The sequence below is a fragment of the Rhizobium sp. H4 genome (assembly GCF_003013335.1).
GTDB lineage: Bacteria > Pseudomonadota > Alphaproteobacteria > Rhizobiales > Rhizobiaceae > Rhizobium > Rhizobium sophoriradicis.
The window spans coordinates 136,395-156,070 of sequence record NZ_PSOW01000010.1; the positions used below are offsets into that span (position 1 = coordinate 136,395).

The window sequence follows — 19,676 nt, forward strand, 5'->3', positions numbered from 1 at the left end:
TCCCCGGTTGATGGCCGTATCATTATGCTCCATCGTCATACGCCGGTTGCCGGAATGCCGCTTCGTTCCACCTTGCGCGGAGAGGTGATCTCCTTCCAGGTGGATAGTGCCTTGCTGACGGCAGTGACCGGTTCGCGCCTCACGAATTCGCCGTGGCCCTCGCGGGTTTTGATCGTGCTTTCCTCGATGGCGACCACGCCGCGCGTCAGCGTGAAGCGTGGCAGGCCCGTCACTTCCTTGCCCTCGAAGACGTTGTAATCAATCGCCGACTGCTGGGCCTTGGACGAGATGACCTTCGAACGGTTTGGGTCCCAGACAACGATGTCCGCATCGGCGCCGACGAGGATCGCGCCCTTCTTCGGATAGATGTTGAGAATCTTGGCGATATTGGTCGAGGTGACGGCGACGAATTCGTTCATCGTCAGCCTGCCGGTGTTGACGCCGTGGGTCCAGAGCATCGGCATGCGGTCTTCGAGACCGCCGGTGCCGTTCGGGATCTTGGTGAAGTCGCCGACGCCGAACCGCTTCTGTGCCGTGGTGAAGGCGCAATGGTCGGTGGCGACCACCTGCAGCGAGCCGGAGGCAAGCCCGGCCCAGAGGCTGTCCTGATGCTGCTTGCTGCGGAAGGGCGGCGACATGACGCGGCGGGCGGCGTGATCCCAGTCGGGATTGGAATATTCGCTTTCGTCCAGCGTCAGATGCTGGATCAGCGGCTCGCCATAGACGCGCATGCCCTTGGCGCGGGCGCGGCGGATCGCTTCATGCGCCTGTTCGCAGGAGGTATGGACGATATAGACTGGGCAGCCGGCCATGTCGGCGATCATGATGGCGCGGTTGGTGGCCTCGCCCTCGACTTCAGCCGGACGGGAATAGGCATGCGCCTCGGGGCCGTTATTGCCTTCGGCGAGCAGCTTTGCCGACATCGAGGCGACGACGTCGCCATTTTCGGCATGCACGAGCGGCAGCGCGCCGAGTTCGGCGCAGCGCTGGAAGGAGGCGAACATCTCGTCGTCATCAACCATCAGTGCGCCCTTATAGGCCATGAAGTGCTTGAAGGTGTTGATGCCCTTGTCGCGGACGATGGTCTCCATCTCCTTGAAGACCTGCTCGCTCCACCAGGTGACTGCCATGTGGAAGGAATAGTCGCAATTGGCCCGCGTCGATTTGTTGTCCCACATGGTCAGCGCTTCGAGCAGCGACTGGCCCGGGGCGGGAAGGGCGAAATCGACCACCATGGTCGTGCCGCCGGAAAGGGCCGCGCGCGTACCGCTTTCGAAATCGTCGGAGGAATAGGTGCCCATGAAGGGCATTTCCAAATGGGTGTGCGGGTCGATACCACCAGGCATGACATAACAGCCGGAGGCATCGAGCGTCTCGTCGCCGGAGAGGTCCGGACCGATCTCGACGATCTTGCCGCCGTCGATCTTGACGTCAGCCTTATAGGTGAGGTCGGCCGTGACGATGGTACCGTTTTTGATGACTGTGGTCATGATCGTTGCCTATCCTTATTTGTGAATGCGGCTGGCGAATAGAAGCCGGGCAGTTCGGGACTGAATTCGAGTCGGCCCTGCAAGGCCGCAAGGATCGTTTCGAGTACGGAGCGCCGCTCGCGCGAGATTTCCTGATTCCAGAAGCGCAGGACCGAATAGCCATTTGGCATTGAGCCATTCGGTTCGGCGTTGATCCGTCGTGGTTTCGGCGTGCTGGAAGCCGTCGACTTTGGGAGAAGGGGGAAGACGCAACGTTAGCCGCTCCCTTCTCCCCAGCGGGGAGAAGGTGGCCGAAGGGTCGGATGAGGGGGCTCCGGGCGAGACATCAGACATCACACCACGATCTCCGCCGTCTCGACCACCGCATGGAACAGCACATCGGCGCCCGCCGTCGCCCATTCCTTGGAAATCTCTTCCGCTTCGTTGTGCGAGAGGCCGCCGACGCAGGGGCACATGACCATCGTCGCGGGCGCGACCTTGGCGGCCCAGCAGGCGTCGTGGCCGGCGCCGGAGATGAGGTTCATGTGGGTGTAGCCGAGGCGTTCGGCGGCGGAGCGAACCGCGGTGACGAGCTTTTCGTCGAAGCTGACGGGGGCGAAATGGCCGATCGCCTCGATGGAGCAGCCGACACCCAGGGCATCGCAGATGCCAGGCGCTTCCGACTCGATCTTTGCCCGCATGCGGTCGAGCTTGGCCTTGTCGGGCGAGCGGATATCGACGGTGAAGACCACCTTGCCCGGCAGCACGTTGCGGGAATTCGGCGAGAAGAAGACTTGGCCGACGCCGCCGACTGCGCCCGGTTGCTCGCCCATCGCCACGCCCTGAACCATTTCCAGGATGCGCGACATCGCAAGGCCGGCATTGACGCGCATGTTCATCGGCGTCGAGCCGGTATGGGCCTCCTTGCCGGTAAGGGTGAATTCCAGCCACCACAGGCCCTGACAGTGGGTGACGACGCCGATCTGCTTGTTCTCGGCTTCGAGGATCGGGCCCTGTTCGATGTGATATTCGAAATAGGCGTGCATCTTGCGGGCGCCGACCTCTTCGTCGCCGACCCAGCCGATGCGCTTCAGCTCGTCGCCGAACAGATTGCCCTCGGGATCCTTGCGATTATAGGCAAAGTCGAGGCTGTGCACTCCGGCGAAGACGCCCGAGGCCAGCATGGCCGGGGCAAAACGGGCGCCTTCCTCGTTCGTCCAGTTGGTCACAACGATCGGGTGTTTGGTTCTGATGCCGAGGTCGTTCATGGTGCGCACGACCTCGAGAGCCGCGAGCACCCCGAGAACGCCATCATATTTGCCGCCGGTGGGCTGAGTGTCGAGATGCGAGCCGACATAGACGGGCAAAGCATCGGGATCGGTGCCGGGGCGGGTGGCGAACATCGTGCCCATCTGGTCGATGCCCATGGTGAGGCCCGCGTCGTCACACCATGTCTTGAACAGGCTGCGGCCTTCGGCATCCGAATCCGTCAGCGTCTGGCGATTGTTGCCGCCGGCGATGCCCGGTCCGATCTTCGCCATGTCCATGAGACTGTCCCAGAGACGGTCGCCATTGACGCGCATGTTCTCGCCTGGTGCTGCCACCATTTTTCAAGCCCTCACCTGTTTGCGGCAGTCATGCGAAGTGGCATGCCTGCCTGTTCCCGTGGTCTATTCCTGCGCCTCTTATTGGTTTTGTCGAGCGCCGGAAAATCGCCAGTTGCCTTTGTTTTTCATCTGGCGGATAATTTGACCGATTGGTAAACATTACAACTTCCATCGCCGGGCTCAAGACGAAAATCACGAAAATTGCCGATAAAAATACGGGCAGTTGCTCAAGCAAGCGGCAGGGTCGCCGCCAGTCGAAAACTTGAGCGAAGAAGTTGAATTTCAAGGGGAAACGACAGCCTGTGACCATACCGAGAGCAGCGAAAACCCTGAGGCGGACGCGAATCCAGGAGGAGAAGGAAGAGCAGATCCTGGAAGCGGCGCTCGACGTGTTTTCGGCAAGCGGCTTCCGCGGCTCGACCATCGACCAGATCGCCGAAGTGGCCGGCATGTCGAAACCCAACCTGCTTTATTACTTTCGCACCAAGGAAGCCATGCACCGGGCGCTGATCGACCGGGTGCTTTACACCTGGCTGGAGCCGTTGCGCGCCTTCGACGCCGAAGGCAATCCGGAAGAGGAAATCCGCAGCTATATCAGACGCAAGCTGGAGATGGCCCGCGATTTTCCACGGGAAAGCCGGCTCTTCGCCAATGAGGTGCTGCAGGGCGCGCCGCATATCGAGGACGAGCTGAAGGGTCCGCTGAAGGAACTGGTCGACGAGAAGGCGGAGGTCATCCGCGCCTGGACGAAATCGGGCAAGATCATCGAATGCGACCCATACCACCTGATCTTCTCGATCTGGTCGACGACCCAGCATTATGCGGATTTCGACGTACAAGTGCGTGCTGTGCTCGGACAGGAGCATGCCGGCGAGGGCCGCTTCGAGGATGCGGCGCGGTTTCTGGAACAGCTCTTCATCGGCGGGCTGCGGCCGGATCGCTCCGAAAGCTGATGTCTACCTACGTTTAGGAAGCGGCAGACGGGCGAGACTGTCCGTCACAGCTTCCATCGTATAGGGCTTTTGTAAAACGGGCGCATCCGAATGGCTGTTCGCCTGGGCGATGCCCTCGCCATAGCCTGTGGCAAAAATGAAGGGCACACCTCCGGCTGCCAGTCGGTCGGCAATCCCGAAGCTGGTCTCATCGCCGAGATCGACATCGAGAAGCGCCAGGTCGAAGGACCGGTGGTCCAGGATTTCCATGGCCTCGGCAACGCTTGGTACGGTTGCTACTTCGGCGCCTAGCCGGCGCAATATATCTTCGCCGTCCATGGCAATGATCAGGTTGTTTTCCACCAGCAGCACGCTCAGGCCGGAAAGCGGCTGTCGACCGCCTGCAATCAGCTTGGGTGCAGCTGCGCCGAACGGTGTTGAATCTGATCGCTCACTCGTCGGGCGGACAACATACCGCCCCGGAATGAAGAAATCCGCTTCGAGCCCGTTCCTGTTGTAGCGCACTTCGGCCTTGCCGCCGAGGTCATAGGGAATTGAGCGCCGAATGATCGTCGAGCCGAAGCCGTGATGCGTGGGTTCGGTGACGGGGGGGCCATCCTTTTCGCGCCAGCCAATGCGCAGATTGCCTTCGTCATCGCGGGACCAGCCGAGTTCGACGATGCCGCTGCCAGTGCCGGAAAGGCTGCCATATTTGGCGCTGTTGGTCATCAGCTCGTGGAAAACAAGGGCAGCGGTGGAAAAGGCCTGCGGCTCTAGCAGCACGTCCTCGCCGCGCATCTGAATGCGTTGCGCATATTTGCCAAGATAGGCGGCGGTCTCGGCCAGCAGCAATTGCCGAAGCGAAGCAGGCGCCCAGTGATCGCGGGTAATCTGGTCATGAGCACGGGCGAGTGACTGGACGCGGCCCTCGATCTGGCGGATGTAGTCGCTGAGGCTCACGGAGGTTGTCTGCGACTGGCGGATGATGCCGGTGATCAGGCTCAGTATGTTGCGGACGCGGTGGTTGAGTTCGGCGATCAGCAGCTCTTGTCGCTCATTTGCCATCTGGCGCGCCATGCTGGCCTCGTCCGTCAGGCGCAAAACCACCTCGATCAAAGTGGCGCGGATCGTTTCGGCGACGCGGCGCTCCGCTTCCGTGAACGGAAGTGAGCGGCCGCGCACCAGTTCCGACCAGGCCTCGAAACTCTTGCGCGGCGTCAGCCTCGGGCCGTTGGGTCCATATTCCACCGGCTTGTGCGGGTCGCCGCCCCAACGGACGGTCCGCACCAGCTCCTGGCGGAAGAGCACGACATAATCGCGCGGCGAGCGCGAGATCGGGATCGCCAGCATGCCCGCCACCGCACCGTCGATCCCCAGCTCCGGATAGGTTTCGGAAAGCCTGTCGACGGCATAGATGCGGCCGGCGGCGTTGCGATTGAGATGGCGGACGAGAGCTGCAAAATTTTTCTCATCCGGCCCGATGCCGGCAAGCGCCAGCCGTCCGTTGATCCACACACCGATCCCGTCGGCAGGAATGGCGTCGGCGAGCGCCTCGATCAGCCAGGCCGGGTCGTCGAGCAGACTGGCATTGTCGGCGACGGAGGTGAGAAGCCGGTCGGCGATGCGACGCGCCTTGGTCTCATAGTCGAGCGCCAACCGCCGTTCCCGGCTTTCCAGACGCGACGCGAACATCTGACCGAAGAGTTCGGCGGTGGAGCGGCTTTGAGCCGACGGCAGGCGCGGGCCGTAATGGTGGCAGGCAAATAGGCCCCAGAGCTTGCCATCCACCACGATCGATATGGAGAGCGAAGCGCCGACGCCCATATTCTTCAGATATTCGATGTGGATCGGCGAAACCGAGCGCAGCACCGACATGGAGAGATCGAGCGGCTGGCCGCGTTCGTCGCGTTCCGGAAGGACCGGGACCGGAACGGCATCGACATCGGCAATGATGCGGAACAGGTTGCGCAGGTAAAGCGCTCGCGCCTGCACCGGGATGTCGGAAGCGGGATAATGCAGTCCCAGGAACGAGCCGATGCCGCTGCGGGCGGCTTCGGCTACAACCTCGCCGGAACCGCCTTCGTCGAAACGATAGACCATGACCCGATCGAAGCCGGTCAGGGCGCGCGCCTGTCTTGCCCCCTCGCGGAAGAAGGCATCCAGCGTTTCCGTTTGGTCGAGGCGGGAGATCATGCTGCGCATGGAGAGGGAAGGGGCGTTGCGCCTGTCTTCCTGGCAGCGCTCGCCTTCGATGATGACCTGATCTTCATTGAAGTGCACGGCAACGTCAAACTTGGATTGATCGGGCGTCAGGGCGATCGCGAAAATGCGCTCGACGACATCGGCACCGCGCAAGGTGGTGAGCTTATTGCGGATCGCATGGAGCGCTTCGGGCATGATCAGCGTGGAAGCGGGACGGCCGAGAGCATCGGCCTGTGTCACGCCCAGAAAGTCTGCAAGGTTTACGGAGGCGCGTGTGACGATCCAATCCGAAGATACTGCCAGCAGAAAGCCGAAGGGCTGGATTGCGCCGAGCTGATGGATCGGCTCGCGGTCGCAATTGGTGAGGTCGACGGGTTCGCGTGTGCCGCTCATGGGACGGCTTCCAGTTCAAGCTGACCGGCTTTGAGGAAGAGATCGAAGACGGTGCGGGCCGCGGAGACGGCTGCCGCGGGGTCGTCGACATCGCTCGCGTCGAGGCGCTCCATGAAGAGACGCATGGCGCCCTTCGGCCCTCGCGGCGCGAGATAGCTGCTCGGCAGGTGATCCGGCACGGACTTGGCGAGCAGAGCGCCGCCGAGCTTGGAGCCTTCGAGCACATAGAGCGCTCCCCAGAGTGCCGCTTCGCAGCCGAGCGCCGGCGGCGGAAGGAGCGCCGGCATTTGATCGCCGAGCGCGCGGATATCGGCAAAGAGCAGCGGCGCGCGTCTGCGTTCCGACCAGTCGGGCAGCAGGCGGAGGATTCCGGCATTCTCGATCGCATTTTCGGCGGCCGGCACGATCCGGGCATGCGCGCGCAGGAATGTCCTATACCGCTCTCTATTGGAAAGATCGAACGTGCCGAAAAGCATATCGACCTCGGCGTGGCAATCTGCTGTTTGTGCGCGAAGCACGCTGCGAAGTGACATGCGGACCGGTCTACGGATTATGGCATAGGGTGCCGTTCATCTGAGGATGAACTAGCGATATATTGCAGCATTCCCGTATTTCCAGGGAAACCCATAGAAAAACATGGGCTTCCCTCAACTCCATGTGACCGCATGATGAGGGCATTGTCCGTCTTATTCGGCAGCTATGGCCGCGCTTTCGAAGGCAAAGCCCTCGTCGGCCCAGCCGGTCATGCCGCCGATCATCAACTTCGTCCTCAGGCCGAGCTTGGCGAGGCGGAAAGCGGCCTTATCGGCGCCGTTGCAGTGGGGACCGGCGCAATAGACGACGAACAGCGTGTCCCTTGCCCATTCCGACATGCGGTGCGCGGTCATCTTGCCGTGCGGAAGATTGATCGCGCCAGGTACATGGGATTGCGCAAACAGGGCCGGCGAGCGCACGTCGAGGAGAACGAAATCGACCTTGGCGCCGGCAAAGGCAGCATGGACATCCGAGCAATCGGTTTCGAAGGCGAGCTTGGCGGCATAATGGGCGGCGGCGAGATCGGGCTCGGCGGCGGGTATTTCGGCGACAGGGCTTGGCATATGTCTTTCCTTTCGTGTTGGAATTGCAGCCTGGTATCGCCGATGCTACAGCTTTGCGAAATTGGCCATCATGACTGACACCGTAAAAATCATGCCAAACACATCGCCGCATCAGACGAAAGGCCCCCTGGTCGCAGCCCTTGCCTATGATGGGCTTTGCACCTTCGAATTCGGCATCGCCTATGAGGTCTTCGGCCTGCCGCGCCCGGAGATGGGCGAAGGCTGGTATCGCTTCTCCGTCTGCGGTATCGAGCCGGGGCCGCTGCGCGCCGCCGGCGGGTTGACGGTCGCCGTCGGCAAGGGACTGGAGGTGCTTGAGGAGGCGGACCTGATTGTCGTGCCGGGCTGGCGGGCGATCGATGCGCCGGTGCCTGCGCCGCTCGCCGCAGCGCTTAGGGCAGCCCATCAGCGCGGCGCGCGCATCATGTCGCTCTGCTCCGGCGTTGCCGTGCTTGCTGGGGCCGGTCTGCTCGCCGGACGGCGGGCGACCACGCATTGGCGCTACGTCGCCTCGGTCGCAGCGCGTTATCCCGACATCACTCTTGACGCCGATGTTCTCTACGTGGACGAGGGCAGCATTCTGACGGCGGCGGGAAGCGCGGCCGGCATCGATCTCTGCTTGCATGTGGTGCGCAGTGATTTCGGCCCGGATGCCGCAAACAGCGTTGCGCGACGTCTCGTCGTTCCGCCGCATCGTGAGGGCGGGCAGGCGCAGTTCATCGCGGCTCCCGTGCCGGAAGAGCGCGAGGGCCTCCGTCTCGGGCCGCTGATCGAATGGATGCGGGAAAGCCTGTCCGAGGAGCAGCCGATCAATCTGCTCGCCAAAAGAGCGGGCATGAGCATGCGCACCTTTCAACGCCGCTTCGAAGCCGCAACGGGTGAGAGTGTCGGCGAGTGGCTGCTGAAGGAGCGGCTGCGGCACGCGCGCGATCTTCTCGAGAAAGAGCTTGCGGTATCGCTCGACGACATCGCGATATCAAGCGGCTTCGGCACGCTGGCGACCATGCGGCATCATTTTCGTCGGAGGCTGGGGACGAGCCCAGGCGCCTATCGGAAATCATTCTGCGGTTAGCACGCCTCATGCTTGCAATTCCCAGCACCGCAACAAAGCCCTGGCGCTTCGGCGCCTTCAAGCAATGTTGCACCAAATCGAGGCTGAGAAGCAGGCGGCGGCGAAATCCGGACGTTTCGTCGCCAACCGGACCATCGAGCGGGGCAACGAGGTCAAGGCTTTCCAGCTGTGATCCGGCATGTTGCTCTGCCCGCATGATGAGGGGGCGCCCTTCTGTAAAGGGCGCCGCCACCTTCAGTCACGGTTTCTAAAAATAGTAATCCCGTTGAATGCCGTCATAGCGGCCGGAATGCAGGCAGCAATTCTTGAAACCGCCTCCTGGAACCGCAGGGGCAGGGATCGTTGCGGCCGAGTTTTTCGATCAATTCGACATCGCCATGAACGATCTGCGAACCGGTCTTGACCCGGGCTTCGGACGGGAAGGATTTACGTCGTTTCGACGTGACCTCAAAAGCTGAAGTCGGTGAGGTGTTTGCGAGCCATGGCTGCCTCCTCTGCGGTACACGCTGCGATCGTGCAGCGAGTTCGACATAAATCTATTGCCGGTTCAATGCAACGCTGCGGATCACCTTTGTCAACGGCGTTGCAAAGCCGTCACTCTGGTCCCGGCGAGACCTGCCATGTTCGTTTCGGAGCTTCACTCAGACGCTTATGGCGAACGCCTCGTATGGCTTGAGCTCAATGGTTTCGCTGATCGTCGCTATCGAGCGTACGGGTATAGACGAAGACATTGGGGTGTTGGTCGAGCCAGGATCGGTATTCGCGGTAGACGATGAGCGGGTGCGTCTTCCGGAGGGCGATCAGCTTGCGATAGTGGTTCCAGATCGACTTCTCGTCCATAGTGGCCGCTTCGGCATTGACTTTCGAATAGTTGGGATTGACTTCGATCCAAGGCACACCGGTCGAAAAGCCGCCATAGGGGGCGGTGCTCCAATGCATTGGAGTGCGAGCGCTATCGCGGCCGTTCTCGTTTGCTCCGCGGATGAACTCCTCCGGTGCCGGCAGGTTCCGACAGGAAAAACACCCTCCATCATCCTGCGACGCCAGTGAACCTGAGAGGATCCAAGGAACTCAGCCCCTCCGGAACCGTTAGATGTTTCCAGCAAGGACTAACAGGAGACCGTCGTGGAGCCGAACCGAAGCAGTAGCTGGTATAAGGAGGCCGTGATCTACAGTATAGATGTTGAGAAATTTGCGGATGGCAATGGCGACGGCATTGGTGACTTCATCGGTCTTGCGGAAAAGCTGACATATCTTTCGGAGCTTGGCATCACCTGCATCTGGCTCCTTCCGTTTTATCGCAGTCCTGACCGCGACAACGGTTATGACGTCAGTGATTTTTACTCGATCAACCCGAAGGTGGGGACGCTTGAAGATTTCCTGGCTTTTCTGCACAGCGCTGGTGAGCACGGCATTCGCGTCATTATCGACCTCGTCGTCAATCACACCTCTGATCAGCACCCCTGGTTCCAAGCCGCCAGACACGACGACGAGACGCGCTACCGCGATTACTATGTCTGGAGCGCCGACCCTCCACCCGTCGCTTCCGGGGCGAAGTCGATTTTTCCGGGCGAAGTGAACAGCCTCTGGACCTACGATGAGGTGGCGAGAGCCTATTATTTCCATAACTTCTACGACTTTCAGCCTGAACTGAATATTGCAAATCCGCAGGTGCGTGAAGAGATATTGCGTATCGTCGATTACTGGATTGCATTCGGCGTCAGCGGGTTCAGGCTGGACGCGGCTCCACTTATTATTGCCGACAAGGGGTTCGAACACGCCAACCCCCGCGATCCACATGGCGTATTGAGGCAGATTGGAAGCTATCTGCACAGCAGGCGACCGGGCGGTGTGCTTCTCGGAGAAGTCAATCTTCGGCCGGAGGCTTCCGACGCCTTCTTTGGAGAGGGGGACCAACTTCATCTTCTGCTGAATTTCATGCTCGCCTGCTACCTCTTCGCAGGTTTCGCCAGAGAGGACGCGGCCTCCATCAACCAAGGACTGAGCCTGCTTCCGGAGCCGCCAGCGGGTTGCGGCTGGGTAAATTTCTTGCGCAACCTCGATGAGCTCGATTTTTCACAGGTTCCGGCGGATTTGAAGAAGAATGTCTTCGACGCCTTTGCGCCGAAGGAAGAGATGCAGGCCTTCGGCCGCGGCATCCGCCGCCGCGTCGCGCCCATGCTAGGTGGCAATCAGCAGCGGATCGAACTTGCCTTCAGCATCATCTTTTCTCTGAGCGGGCCGCCGCTTATCGTCTACGGGGACGAGATTGGCATTGGGGAGGACCTCTCTCAGCCCGGACGCAGCACCGTGCGGGTACCGATGCAGTGGTCAGGGGAGAGGAACGCGGGGTTCTCCAGCGCCAGCAGCGGAAAGCTATGCCAGCCGCTCGTCGTCGAGGGGCCGTTTTCCTATAGAAAGGTGAACGTGGCCGACCAGTGTGAGGACCCGAATTCTCTATTGAACAGGGTTAAGCGCTTTATTTTCCTACGCAGGAACCAGCCGCTTTTCACCAAGGGCCGGCTGGTGAGGCTGAGCGCCGGCGATCCGGCTGTTTTGGTCCACGGTTTTGAAGCGGCCGGCGCGCTTCTGCTGCTCGTCCATAATCTTGCGGATCGGCACATCAGAACAGAAATCAACTTCGGCGGCATGCAACCCAAACGCTTTCGAGATCTCATAGGCAACATGGAGTACGAGGGGGTCGCCCATCCGCGCCTTGAGCTTGAGCCCTACGCCTATCACTGGTTTATTTCGGAAGGGAACGGATCATGACGCTGATCGGTTATCACGCGTCCCACGAACAATTTTCGCCAAGCGAGCTCCTCGGACATGTGCAAGCCGCAGAGGCCGCAGGTTTCCAGGCGGTGATGTCGTCGGACCACCTGACGCCATGGAGCGAGAGGCAAGGTCAGTCTGGCTTTGCATGGGCTTGGCTAGGGGCGGCGCTCCAGGCCACGCACTCTATTCCGTTCGGTATCATTACCGTTCCGATGGGCTGGCGTTATCATCCGGCAATGACCGCACAGGCGGGCGCGACGGTCGCGCAGATGTTTCCAGGGCGCTTGCCGTGGATTGCCGTCGGCAGCGGGCAGGCGATGAATGAGCATGTCACCGGCGACCGCTGGCCCTCGAAACCCGAAAGAAATGAGCGGCTGAGGGCGGCGGTGGAAATCATGCGGGATTTATGGTCGGGGAAGCTTGTCAGTCGCGCAGAGCCCATCAAAGTCGATCAGGCACGCGTTCATACACTTCCCGACGACCTTCCACGGATTGTCGCCGGCGCGCTGTCGCCAAACACGGCAGAGTGGGCAGGCAGTTGGGCGGATGCGCTCATCACCATCAATCAGCCGCGGTACAAGCTTGGCGAGATCGTCGATGCCTTCCGGCGTGGAGGCGGGGCAGGAAAGCCACTCTACTTACAGACGCACATTTCCTATGCCGGGTCCGAAGACGAAGCCAGGACAAACGCCTACGACCAGTGGCGCAGCAACGCGATTTCCGCCGCTATCTCCGAGACGCTTCGATTGCCGGAGGAGTTCGACGAGGCCTGCCTCAAGGTGCGGCCGGAGGATATGGATGAGCACGTTCGCATCTCGGCCGAGCCGCATCGGCATGTCGAATGGCTGGAAGCCGATGTCGCGATGGGATTCGAGCAGATCTATATTCACAATGTCGGGCGCAATCAGCGCGAGTTCATCGAAATCTTCGGACGCGAGGTACTGCCGAACTTCCAGGCTGGAGCGTCGGTTGCTTCCTTCGATCGCTCTGCGCGGGATGACTTGGAAGGCAGGTCAGGGATCAGCTGATGAGCATGTCGGCAAATGCGGCTGGTCTCTCACACAACCGCACTCGAGAATAGACCTGTCTAAGGAGGTATCATGTTCAAAAAGTACGCCTATGCCTGGATCACCGTTGGCTTCTTCCTATTTTCGCTCGCCGGCCATTGGCTGTTTGGCTGGTTCGCCTTTGTCGGCGAGCAGCAGAGCCACGGGCAAACGCCTGAGATCAACGCCTACCTCATGGAAATGAGCAGAGACACTTTTGAAAACTGGCAGTCCGAATTCCTGCAATTGCTCTGGCAGGTCGTTGGTCTTGCCTACTTCCTCTATATCGGCTCCCCCTCTTCGAAAGAAAACGACGATCGTACGGAAGCAAAATTGGACGCTCTCATCAGATTGAATGGTGGAGAGAAGGCTGAAGCGATCATCGCTGAGATAGATAGGCACTTCATGAGAACGGGCGGGCATGCCGGCCCATACGCTCACGAACTGGAGACGCGCCGGGGACGTGAAAGGATCGGTGACGCCACCTGAACCGCTCAGGAGGATGGCGCCCGCATCGCATATCGGCTCGATCACGGTTGAGCTGGGCAACCCGTTCGTTGCGCCGGAATATCGATGAGCGTCGGCTTGTCGTCTGGACCCGCCTTATCGACCGCATGTCGGTTTTCTTTGCCCTGAGAGGATGCTGCACAAACCGGCCTCTACAGAGCGAGCGATGTTTTCGGTTAGGGGCCGGAGTTTTCGTCTCGCGAGATTCCGGCTTAACGGTCGTTCGTGGGGCCGGGTGAGGCCGGTCGACCGTTGCTCACCTTTACGGAGGCGAGAACCAAAGCAATATCCCCATTCAACACCCAACGCTTCTGAAAGTCATAAGGTCGGCGTCCGCTGCCGCCGTAAGAAGCGTCCTCGCTCGACCAGCAAAGACGCCATTGCTGGCATTGTGGTGGAGCAAAAAGCGGATCCGGCAGACTATCGATGACGAGGTCCTTGCCGAAGTTGATTAGCAGCAGCCTCTCGTCAGACTGTTGCTCAGCGAAAAACCTCAGGAGAAAGGCGGAGCTCGATAGGACGCTGCCGTCTATCTGGCCATCACGAGCGCAGGCTTGGCGAGAAAAGGCCTTGTGTGTTTGACGCAGTTTGAGCAGGTCGCGATGAAGAAGAACGACAGCCGCGTTGTTTTCACATTCAGCCCAATCAAGCTTCGCGCTGTCGAACGTCTCGCGGGCACATGGGTCCGCCATCTGGATGATGAGCCGTTTGTCCCTCAGATTGGGGAATTGGCTGATGAATTCACGCCGACCCTGCCGTACAGTGTCGGCGAATTCTCCGTCATGATCTGCGAAATAACAGAAGGGAGATGAGGCGCCAAACTCCTGCCCTTGAAAGAGCATGGGTGTCTGCGGGCCCAGCAACTGGAGAGCTGTCAGGGCCCGAAGGCGGGCTGGCGACGTTATCTGGCCGATCCTGGCGCCGGTGCCGGAATTGGCGATCTGGTCGTGATTTTGGAGGAAGTGCACGAAATTCCACGGTTTGAGGTCGAGCCCGGCGGTTCCCCTCGGTCGGTCTTGCCAGTCATATCGCTGCCCCTGAAACAGACAGCCATATTTGGCGGCGGACACGAATTCCTGCGCTGTACCGCGATGATCATGGTAGTACCCTTCGTTGCGCCCGGTCAGAGCGACGGTGGCGGAACGATGGAAATCATCATTCCACAAGGCGTCCAGCCCATGCCCTCCCGTCGCTGCCGGCCGCACCATGTCGGTTTGTTGCGGCTCATTTTCGCTCACGAGATAGATCTGCCGTTGTCCTGCCGCGGCCCGCGCTTCCCTGGCGATGACCGTGACGATGTGTTCCAGGCTCGAGTCGAACAAGGCCTGGGTTGCATCGATACGCAGACCATCGAAATGGTATTCGTCGATCCAATAGGCCGCGTTTTTTGCGACATATTCCCGAACGCCGTGGCTGTTCGGGCCATCGAAGTTGATCGACTTACCCCACTCGTTCGAGTAGCGCTCGGTGAAATAATCGGGCGTTAACTCGCAGAAACGCTCGCCGTGACCGAAGTGGTTGTAGACCACGTCGAGGATCACCCCGATGCCGATCCGGTGCGCCTCGTCGATGAAGGCGCGCACGTCATCCGGAGTTCCATAGAGGCGCGTCGGAGCATATAGCAGTGTGCCGTCATATCCCCAGCCGAATTCGCCTTCGAATTCATTGATCGGCATTATTTCAAGGCAGTTGATGCCGATTGCGCGCAGTTTCGCCAGCTTCTCCTTGGCCGCGACAAACGTACCTTCCCTAGTGAAGGTGCCGATGTGCATCTCGTAGAGAACAACTCCGATTGGGCGGATGCCTCGCCAATCACGATCATTCCACTGATAACGCCCCGGATCCACGACAACAGAAGGCCCCGATGGGCCATCGGGCTGAAAGCGCGAAGCAGGATCGGCAAGAAGATCGGTCGCGTCTCCGAAGTGGAACCGGTATCTCGCGCCTGCAGCGTGACCAACGAGATAAAGGTGAAAATATCCGCCATCCTCCGCCGTCATCTCATACTCGACGTCGTCAATCACGAGGAAACAGCGTTCCCGCGCAGGAGCCCATATGCGGAATGAAACACCTCCAGCATCAACCTCCGCTCCGATCGGGAGACGTCGGCCTGAACCAGGGGGCATCGATTTCAAGTTTTCGCTGCTAGGGTTGTCGCGCATAGGTCTCTCGTGGAGATCGCCTGCGCTAACTTCGGCAGCGTCATGATGTTCCCAGAAGCGCCCTCGTCACCTCCGAGCTGCCAATCAAGCTCGGATGGCATTCGCGGCAGCACAACGCCGCGGACTAGGCATGTCCGCAGCGTTGCAAAGCCGTCACTCCGCCGCCTGGCGGGCCATCGGATTGTTCGGGTGGGTCGTCCAGTTGGCATAGTTCGGATCGACGACGCGGCCGGTGCGTTTGTCGAGGCTCCCGGCGGCCAGCGGTTCCATGGTGATGCAGTTCTCGACCGGGCAGACGTTGACGCAGAGATTGCAGCCGACGCATTCCTCTTCGATCACCTCGAAATGGCGCAGGCCATTGACGACATTGGTGATCGCCTGGTGCGAGGTGTCCTCGCAAGCGATATGGCAGCGCCCGCATTTGATGCAGGCATCCTGGTCGATCTTCGCCTTGGCGATATAGTTGAGGTTCAGATACTGCCAGTCGGTGACGTTTGGCACGGCGCGGCCGGTGATGTCGTAGAGAGTGCGATGACCCTTTTCGTCCATCCAGTCGGAAAGGCCCGAGATCATCTCGTCGACGATCTTGAAGCCGTAGGTCATCGCCGCGGTGCAGACCTGGACGTTGCCGGCGCCGAGAACGAGGAATTCGGCGGCGTCGCGCCAGGTGGTGATGCCGCCGATGCCCGAGATCGGCAGGCCGTAGGTTTCAGGATCGCGGGCGATCTCGGCCACCATGTTGAGGGCGATCGGCTTGACCGCCGGGCCGCAGTAACCGCCATGGCTGCCCTTGCCGCCGACCGTTGGGTTGGGGGCGAAGTTGTCGAGGTCGACGGAGACGATCGAATTGATCGTGTTGATCAGCGAGACGGCGTCGGTGCCGCCGGCCTTGGCGGCGCGGGCTGGGCGGCGGATATCGGTGATGTTCGGCGTCAGTTTGGTGATGACGGGCATGCGGGTGTACTGCTTGCACCAGCGCACGACCATTTCGATATATTCCGGCACCTGGCCGACTGCCGAGCCCATGCCGCGCTCCGACATGCCGTGCGGACAGCCAAAATTGAGCTCGATGCCATCGGCGCCGGTCTCTTCGACGAGCGGCAGGATCGATTTCCAGGCCTGCTCTTCGCAGGGCACCATGATCGAGGCGATCAGCGCCCGGTCCGGCCAGTTCATCTTGACCTGCTTCATCTCCCGCAGGTTGGTGTAGAGGTCGCGGTCGGTGATGAGCTCGATATTGTTGAGGCCAAGCAGGCGGCGGTCGGCGCCCCAGATGGCGCCGTAGCGGGGGCCGTTGACGTTGACGACGGGCGGGCCTTCTTCGCCGAGCGTCTTCCATACCACGCCGCCCCAGCCGGCCTTGAAGGCGCGCTCGACATTATAGGCCTTGTCGGTCGGCGGCGCAGACGCCAGCCAGAACGGATTCGGGGATTTGATGCCGACGAAATTATTGCGCAGATCAGCCATGGTTCATTCTCCCCTTCAAGCAACCGCGACAGCCGGAGCGGCTGCTGCGGAGAGGGCGCGATGGATGGATTCAGCCGCGTCGCGGCCATGGGCAACAGCGGAAACCGTGAGGTCCTCGCCGCCGAAGACGCAGTCGCCGCCGGCCCAGACGCCGTCGAGGGAGGTGCGGCCTTCGACATCGACGGCGATGCGGCCGGATTCCATGCGCAGCGAACCGAGGCCGGAGGCGTCGAAGCTCTGGCCGATCGCCTTGAAGATCTGGTCGGCGGCGATCACGCCGGTCTCGCCGGTACCGACCAGGCGACCTTCGACGAGCTTGGTGTATTCCACTTCGATGGCGGCGACCTTGCCGTCCTGCGCCAGGATCGATTTTGGCGCCAGCCAATGGCGGATAATGACCCCCTTGGAGCTGGCCAGATCCTGCTCGAATTCCGAGGCGTTCATATGCTCCTTGCCGCGGCGGTAACAGATCGTCACCTCTTCGGCGCCGAGCAGCTTTGCCTGCACGGCAGCGTCGATCGCCGTCATACCGCCGCCGAGCACGACGACACGGCGGCCGATGGCGATGTCGCCCTTGTCTTCGGCCTGGCGCAGTGCGGCGATGAAATCGACGGCGTCGTCGACCCCGGCAAGGTTCTCGCCCTCGATGCGCAAGGCGTTCACGCCGGCAAGGCCGATGCCGAGGAAGACGGCATCATATTGCGCCTGCAGGTCGGCAAGCGAGAAATCGCGGCCGAGAAGGGTGCCGTGGCGGACTTCGATGCCGCCGATCGAAAGGACGTAATCGACTTCCTTCTGGGCGAAATCGTCGACCGTCTTATAGGTGGCGATGCCGTATTCGTTGAGGCCGCCAGATTTTTCCCTGCCATCGTAGATGGTGACGGAGTGGCCTTTCACCGCCAGGCGATGGGCGGCGGCAAGGCCTGCCGGGCCGGCGCCGACGACGGCGATGTTCTTTCCCGTGGCGTCGGCCCTGATATAGAACTGTCGGCCTGCCTGCATGGCGGCATCGGTCGCATAACGCTGCAGCCTGCCGATCTCGACCGGACGCTCTTCGGCGGTGTTGCGCACGCAGGCCTGTTCGCAGAGCTCTTCGGTGGGACAGACGCGGGCGCACATGCCGCCAAGGATGTTCTGATCGAAAATCGTCTTCGCCGAGCCGATCGGGTTGCCGGTTGAGATCTGCCGGATGAACAGCGGAATGTCGATCGAGGTGGGACAGGCCGTCATGCACGGCGCGTCATAACAGAAATAACAGCGATCGGCGGCGACCAGCGCCTCGTGATTGTCGAGGCGTGGATGAAGATCGGAAAAGTTAGCCTCATACTCGGCGGGCGAAAGCCGGCCGGCATGAATCCCAGTTTCCAGTCGTTCCATTGAAGTTCCCTCATTATTGGTAAACGGCCTGTGAGGGAAAGCCTAACTCAGGTTTAAAAATTTATCAAACGGTAAAATTTCCACGATCCGCTCTTACGGGCGTCCGCGCAAGCTTCTGTTTTCACAGGAGAAATTCTCCCGCTTTGGGTAAGTGAAATATTTGCGGGTTCGGCTCAGGCAGGGCGTCCGAAAAAAGATTCAAAAAGTGGATTTTTTTTACGATCCCAGGGAACCAAACTTGGACGTCCTCGTTAATGCGATATCCGGATGGTGATCGCATCGACCCAACATGCGCGCCCCCAACCCACTATCCGGACGTACTCACGGTCCCCTCCCGGTGAGTGAAGACAGCCGGTGCGCCGCCCTCGCACCGGCTGTTTTTCCGTTTGCCGTTTATCATTGAGGCTTTCACACACGCCTGAAGATTTCGAATTCTGTTTCCGGAATGCACAGCCGATATTCGATGCGACCGGGCACAAGGTTCAGTTCCGCTTTGCCGTTGACCGACGAGGGCACGACACGCTCCAGCACGGTGCGGCCGAAGCTGTTGTCGCTGAATTCGTGGACTTCCGACTGATCCTGCAGCACTTCAGCCCAGGCGATTTCGATCGCCCTTCTGTCGCCAATCGCAGCCTCCCGGCAGTTGAGCGTGATGGAGGCAGCGCCGCCGGCAATTGCGCCATAGGAGGCGGAGTTGACGATGAGTTCGTGGAGGGCGAGCCCGAGATGTACGGCGGCATTCGGCGTCAGATGCGCGTTGATGCCGTAGATCGGCATGGAGCCGGCTGTCTCCGGCCAGTAGGGGGCGAATTGTTTTTCGGCGAGTTCGAAGAGATAGGCGCCGCGCCAGCTCGAATCCGTGATCAGGTCCTGGGAATTGGAAAGCGATTGCAGCCGCCCGCGGAATTTCAGGAGGAAGCTGTCGAGAGAGAGTGTGTTGCGCGCCGTCTGCGTAGCGATGCCCTGGATGATGGCGAGAAGGTTCTTCGAACGGTGCGAGAGTTCGCGCAGCAGCGATTTCAGTACTTTTTCACGATGCCGGCTTTCGGTGACCTCAGTCATGACGGACAGAAGCCCGTGCCTGCCACGGTCACCGGTGCGCTGGATTTTCAGTTCATAGGTGCGCATTTCGCCGTCGACGTCGATCTCGACCTCGGCATTGTTGGGGATGCCGGTCTCCAGAACCTTGTGTTTCAGCGCTGTCAGATACTGCCCATGGATGTCACCGAAAAGGCCGGCATCAGTGCCGCCGGGCATGAAAAGCGCTGCGAAATGCGGCGGCAGATTTTCAGCGTAGAAAATCGAAAGCCGGGCGTCCTGGCAGAGAATTGAAATACCGGCGCTCCCGAGCGCCCGTTCCATCATTGCGGCTTTGCCTTCGAAGGTGAAAGGCGTGCCCGACAATGGTTCAGTCGTATTCACTCGGCCGCCTTTCCTTGTGACATCTTGAACGTCGCTGAAGGGAACGCCTTCCAGAAACCGCCTGCCAACTCTAGAACAAAGCGCTGCAAAAACCGTTAAGGCCGTCAGCGCGTCCCGGCAGCACCGGAACGCCTGTTTCGACGGT

At 60.5% G+C, this 19,676-nt stretch carries 16 protein-coding genes and 1 pseudogene; 5 read left to right on the forward strand and 12 right to left on the reverse strand.

From position 1 onward, the window contains the following. Nucleotides 1-35 precede the first annotated feature (35 nt). The 3 genes and pseudogenes from hydA to C4N04_RS17145 all read right to left on the reverse strand — a co-directional run bounded on the left by hydA (nt 36) and on the right by C4N04_RS17145 (nt 3,076). On the reverse strand, nt 36-1,490 hold the full coding sequence (gene hydA / locus C4N04_RS17135) for a dihydropyrimidinase (protein WP_096763769.1): 1,455 nt from the start codon (nt 1,488-1,490) through the stop codon (nt 36-38). After that, a pseudogene (locus tag C4N04_RS17140) lies at nt 1,487-1,823 on the reverse strand (DUF559 domain-containing protein). Before C4N04_RS17140 ends, hydA begins: the two are co-directional and overlap by 4 nt. After that, the gene (locus tag C4N04_RS17145) at nt 1,823-3,076 is read right to left on the reverse strand and encodes a Zn-dependent hydrolase (RefSeq protein ID WP_106796586.1); all 1,254 of its coding nucleotides are present in this window, start codon (nt 3,074-3,076) and stop codon (nt 1,823-1,825) included. Before C4N04_RS17145 ends, C4N04_RS17140 begins: the two are co-directional and overlap by 1 nt. 275 nt (nt 3,077-3,351) lie before the next feature. On the opposite strand from C4N04_RS17145, the gene C4N04_RS17150 reads away from it, so the two are divergent. Next, on the forward strand, nt 3,352-4,029 hold the full coding sequence (locus C4N04_RS17150; RefSeq protein ID WP_106796587.1) for a TetR family transcriptional regulator C-terminal domain-containing protein: 678 nt from the start codon (nt 3,352-3,354) through the stop codon (nt 4,027-4,029). A gap of 3 nt (nt 4,030-4,032) precedes the next feature. Here C4N04_RS17150 and C4N04_RS17155 read toward each other — a convergent pair whose 3' ends face one another. From C4N04_RS17155 to C4N04_RS17165, 3 genes are all read right to left on the reverse strand, one after another. After that, on the reverse strand, nt 4,033-6,603 hold the full coding sequence (locus tag C4N04_RS17155) for an HWE histidine kinase domain-containing protein (protein WP_106796588.1): 2,571 nt from the start codon (nt 6,601-6,603) through the stop codon (nt 4,033-4,035). Then, on the reverse strand, nt 6,600-7,136 hold the full coding sequence (locus C4N04_RS17160) for a biliverdin-producing heme oxygenase (RefSeq protein WP_106796589.1): 537 nt from the start codon (nt 7,134-7,136) through the stop codon (nt 6,600-6,602). Before C4N04_RS17160 ends, C4N04_RS17155 begins: the two co-directional genes overlap by 4 nt. A gap of 153 nt (nt 7,137-7,289) precedes the next feature. Continuing rightward, the gene (locus tag C4N04_RS17165; RefSeq protein WP_106796590.1) at nt 7,290-7,700 is read right to left on the reverse strand and encodes a rhodanese-like domain-containing protein; all 411 of its coding nucleotides are present in this window, start codon (nt 7,698-7,700) and stop codon (nt 7,290-7,292) included. 70 nt (nt 7,701-7,770) lie between these two features. On the opposite strand from C4N04_RS17165, the gene ftrA reads away from it, so the two are divergent. Next, on the forward strand, nt 7,771-8,772 hold the full coding sequence (ftrA, locus tag C4N04_RS17170) for a transcriptional regulator FtrA (protein WP_106796591.1): 1,002 nt from the start codon (nt 7,771-7,773) through the stop codon (nt 8,770-8,772). Between the two features lie 275 nt (nt 8,773-9,047). On the opposite strand, the gene C4N04_RS32190 is transcribed toward ftrA, so the two are convergent. Then, nucleotides 9,048-9,137, reverse strand: coding sequence for an SEC-C metal-binding domain-containing protein (locus C4N04_RS32190; protein ID WP_225880876.1), 90 nt, complete (start codon nt 9,135-9,137; stop codon nt 9,048-9,050). A gap of 313 nt (nt 9,138-9,450) precedes the next feature. Beyond that, nucleotides 9,451-9,711 carry a hypothetical protein gene (locus C4N04_RS17185; protein ID WP_245425595.1) on the reverse strand — a complete coding sequence of 87 codons (261 nt, stop codon included), beginning with the start codon at nt 9,709-9,711 and terminating at the stop codon, nt 9,451-9,453. Nucleotides 9,712-9,897: 186 nt separating this feature from the next. On the opposite strand from C4N04_RS17185, the gene C4N04_RS17190 reads away from it, so the two are divergent. From C4N04_RS17190 to C4N04_RS17200, 3 genes are all read left to right on the forward strand, one after another. Beyond that, the gene (locus C4N04_RS17190; protein ID WP_039621605.1) at nt 9,898-11,544 is read left to right on the forward strand and encodes an alpha-amylase family protein; all 1,647 of its coding nucleotides are present in this window, start codon (nt 9,898-9,900) and stop codon (nt 11,542-11,544) included. Continuing rightward, the gene (locus C4N04_RS17195; RefSeq protein WP_106796592.1) at nt 11,541-12,578 is read left to right on the forward strand and encodes a TIGR03885 family FMN-dependent LLM class oxidoreductase; all 1,038 of its coding nucleotides are present in this window, start codon (nt 11,541-11,543) and stop codon (nt 12,576-12,578) included. Before C4N04_RS17190 ends, C4N04_RS17195 begins: the two co-directional genes overlap by 4 nt. 72 nt (nt 12,579-12,650) lie before the next feature. Further along, nucleotides 12,651-13,085: a DUF6766 family protein gene (locus C4N04_RS17200; RefSeq protein ID WP_009990469.1), complete on the forward strand. Its 435-nt coding sequence runs from the start codon at nt 12,651-12,653 to the stop codon at nt 13,083-13,085. A 230-nt stretch (nt 13,086-13,315) separates the two neighbouring features. Here C4N04_RS17200 and treZ read toward each other — a convergent pair whose 3' ends face one another. The 4 genes from treZ to C4N04_RS17220 all read right to left on the reverse strand — a co-directional run bounded on the left by treZ (nt 13,316) and on the right by C4N04_RS17220 (nt 19,513). Continuing rightward, the gene (treZ, locus tag C4N04_RS17205; protein WP_199852477.1) at nt 13,316-15,265 is read right to left on the reverse strand and encodes a malto-oligosyltrehalose trehalohydrolase; all 1,950 of its coding nucleotides are present in this window, start codon (nt 15,263-15,265) and stop codon (nt 13,316-13,318) included. Between the two features lie 153 nt (nt 15,266-15,418). After that, nucleotides 15,419-16,732, reverse strand: a complete 1,314-nt coding sequence (gene preA / locus C4N04_RS17210) for an NAD-dependent dihydropyrimidine dehydrogenase subunit PreA (RefSeq protein WP_106796593.1) — start codon at nt 16,730-16,732, stop codon at nt 15,419-15,421. Nucleotides 16,733-16,747: 15 nt separating this feature from the next. Beyond that, the gene (locus C4N04_RS17215; protein ID WP_077990079.1) at nt 16,748-18,109 is read right to left on the reverse strand and encodes an NAD(P)-dependent oxidoreductase; all 1,362 of its coding nucleotides are present in this window, start codon (nt 18,107-18,109) and stop codon (nt 16,748-16,750) included. Nucleotides 18,110-18,517: 408 nt separating this feature from the next. Further along, a complete protein-coding gene (locus C4N04_RS17220) occupies nt 18,518-19,513 on the reverse strand; it encodes a sensor histidine kinase (protein WP_038690792.1) in 996 nt (331 codons plus the stop codon). Nucleotides 19,514-19,676: the final 163 nt, after the last annotated feature.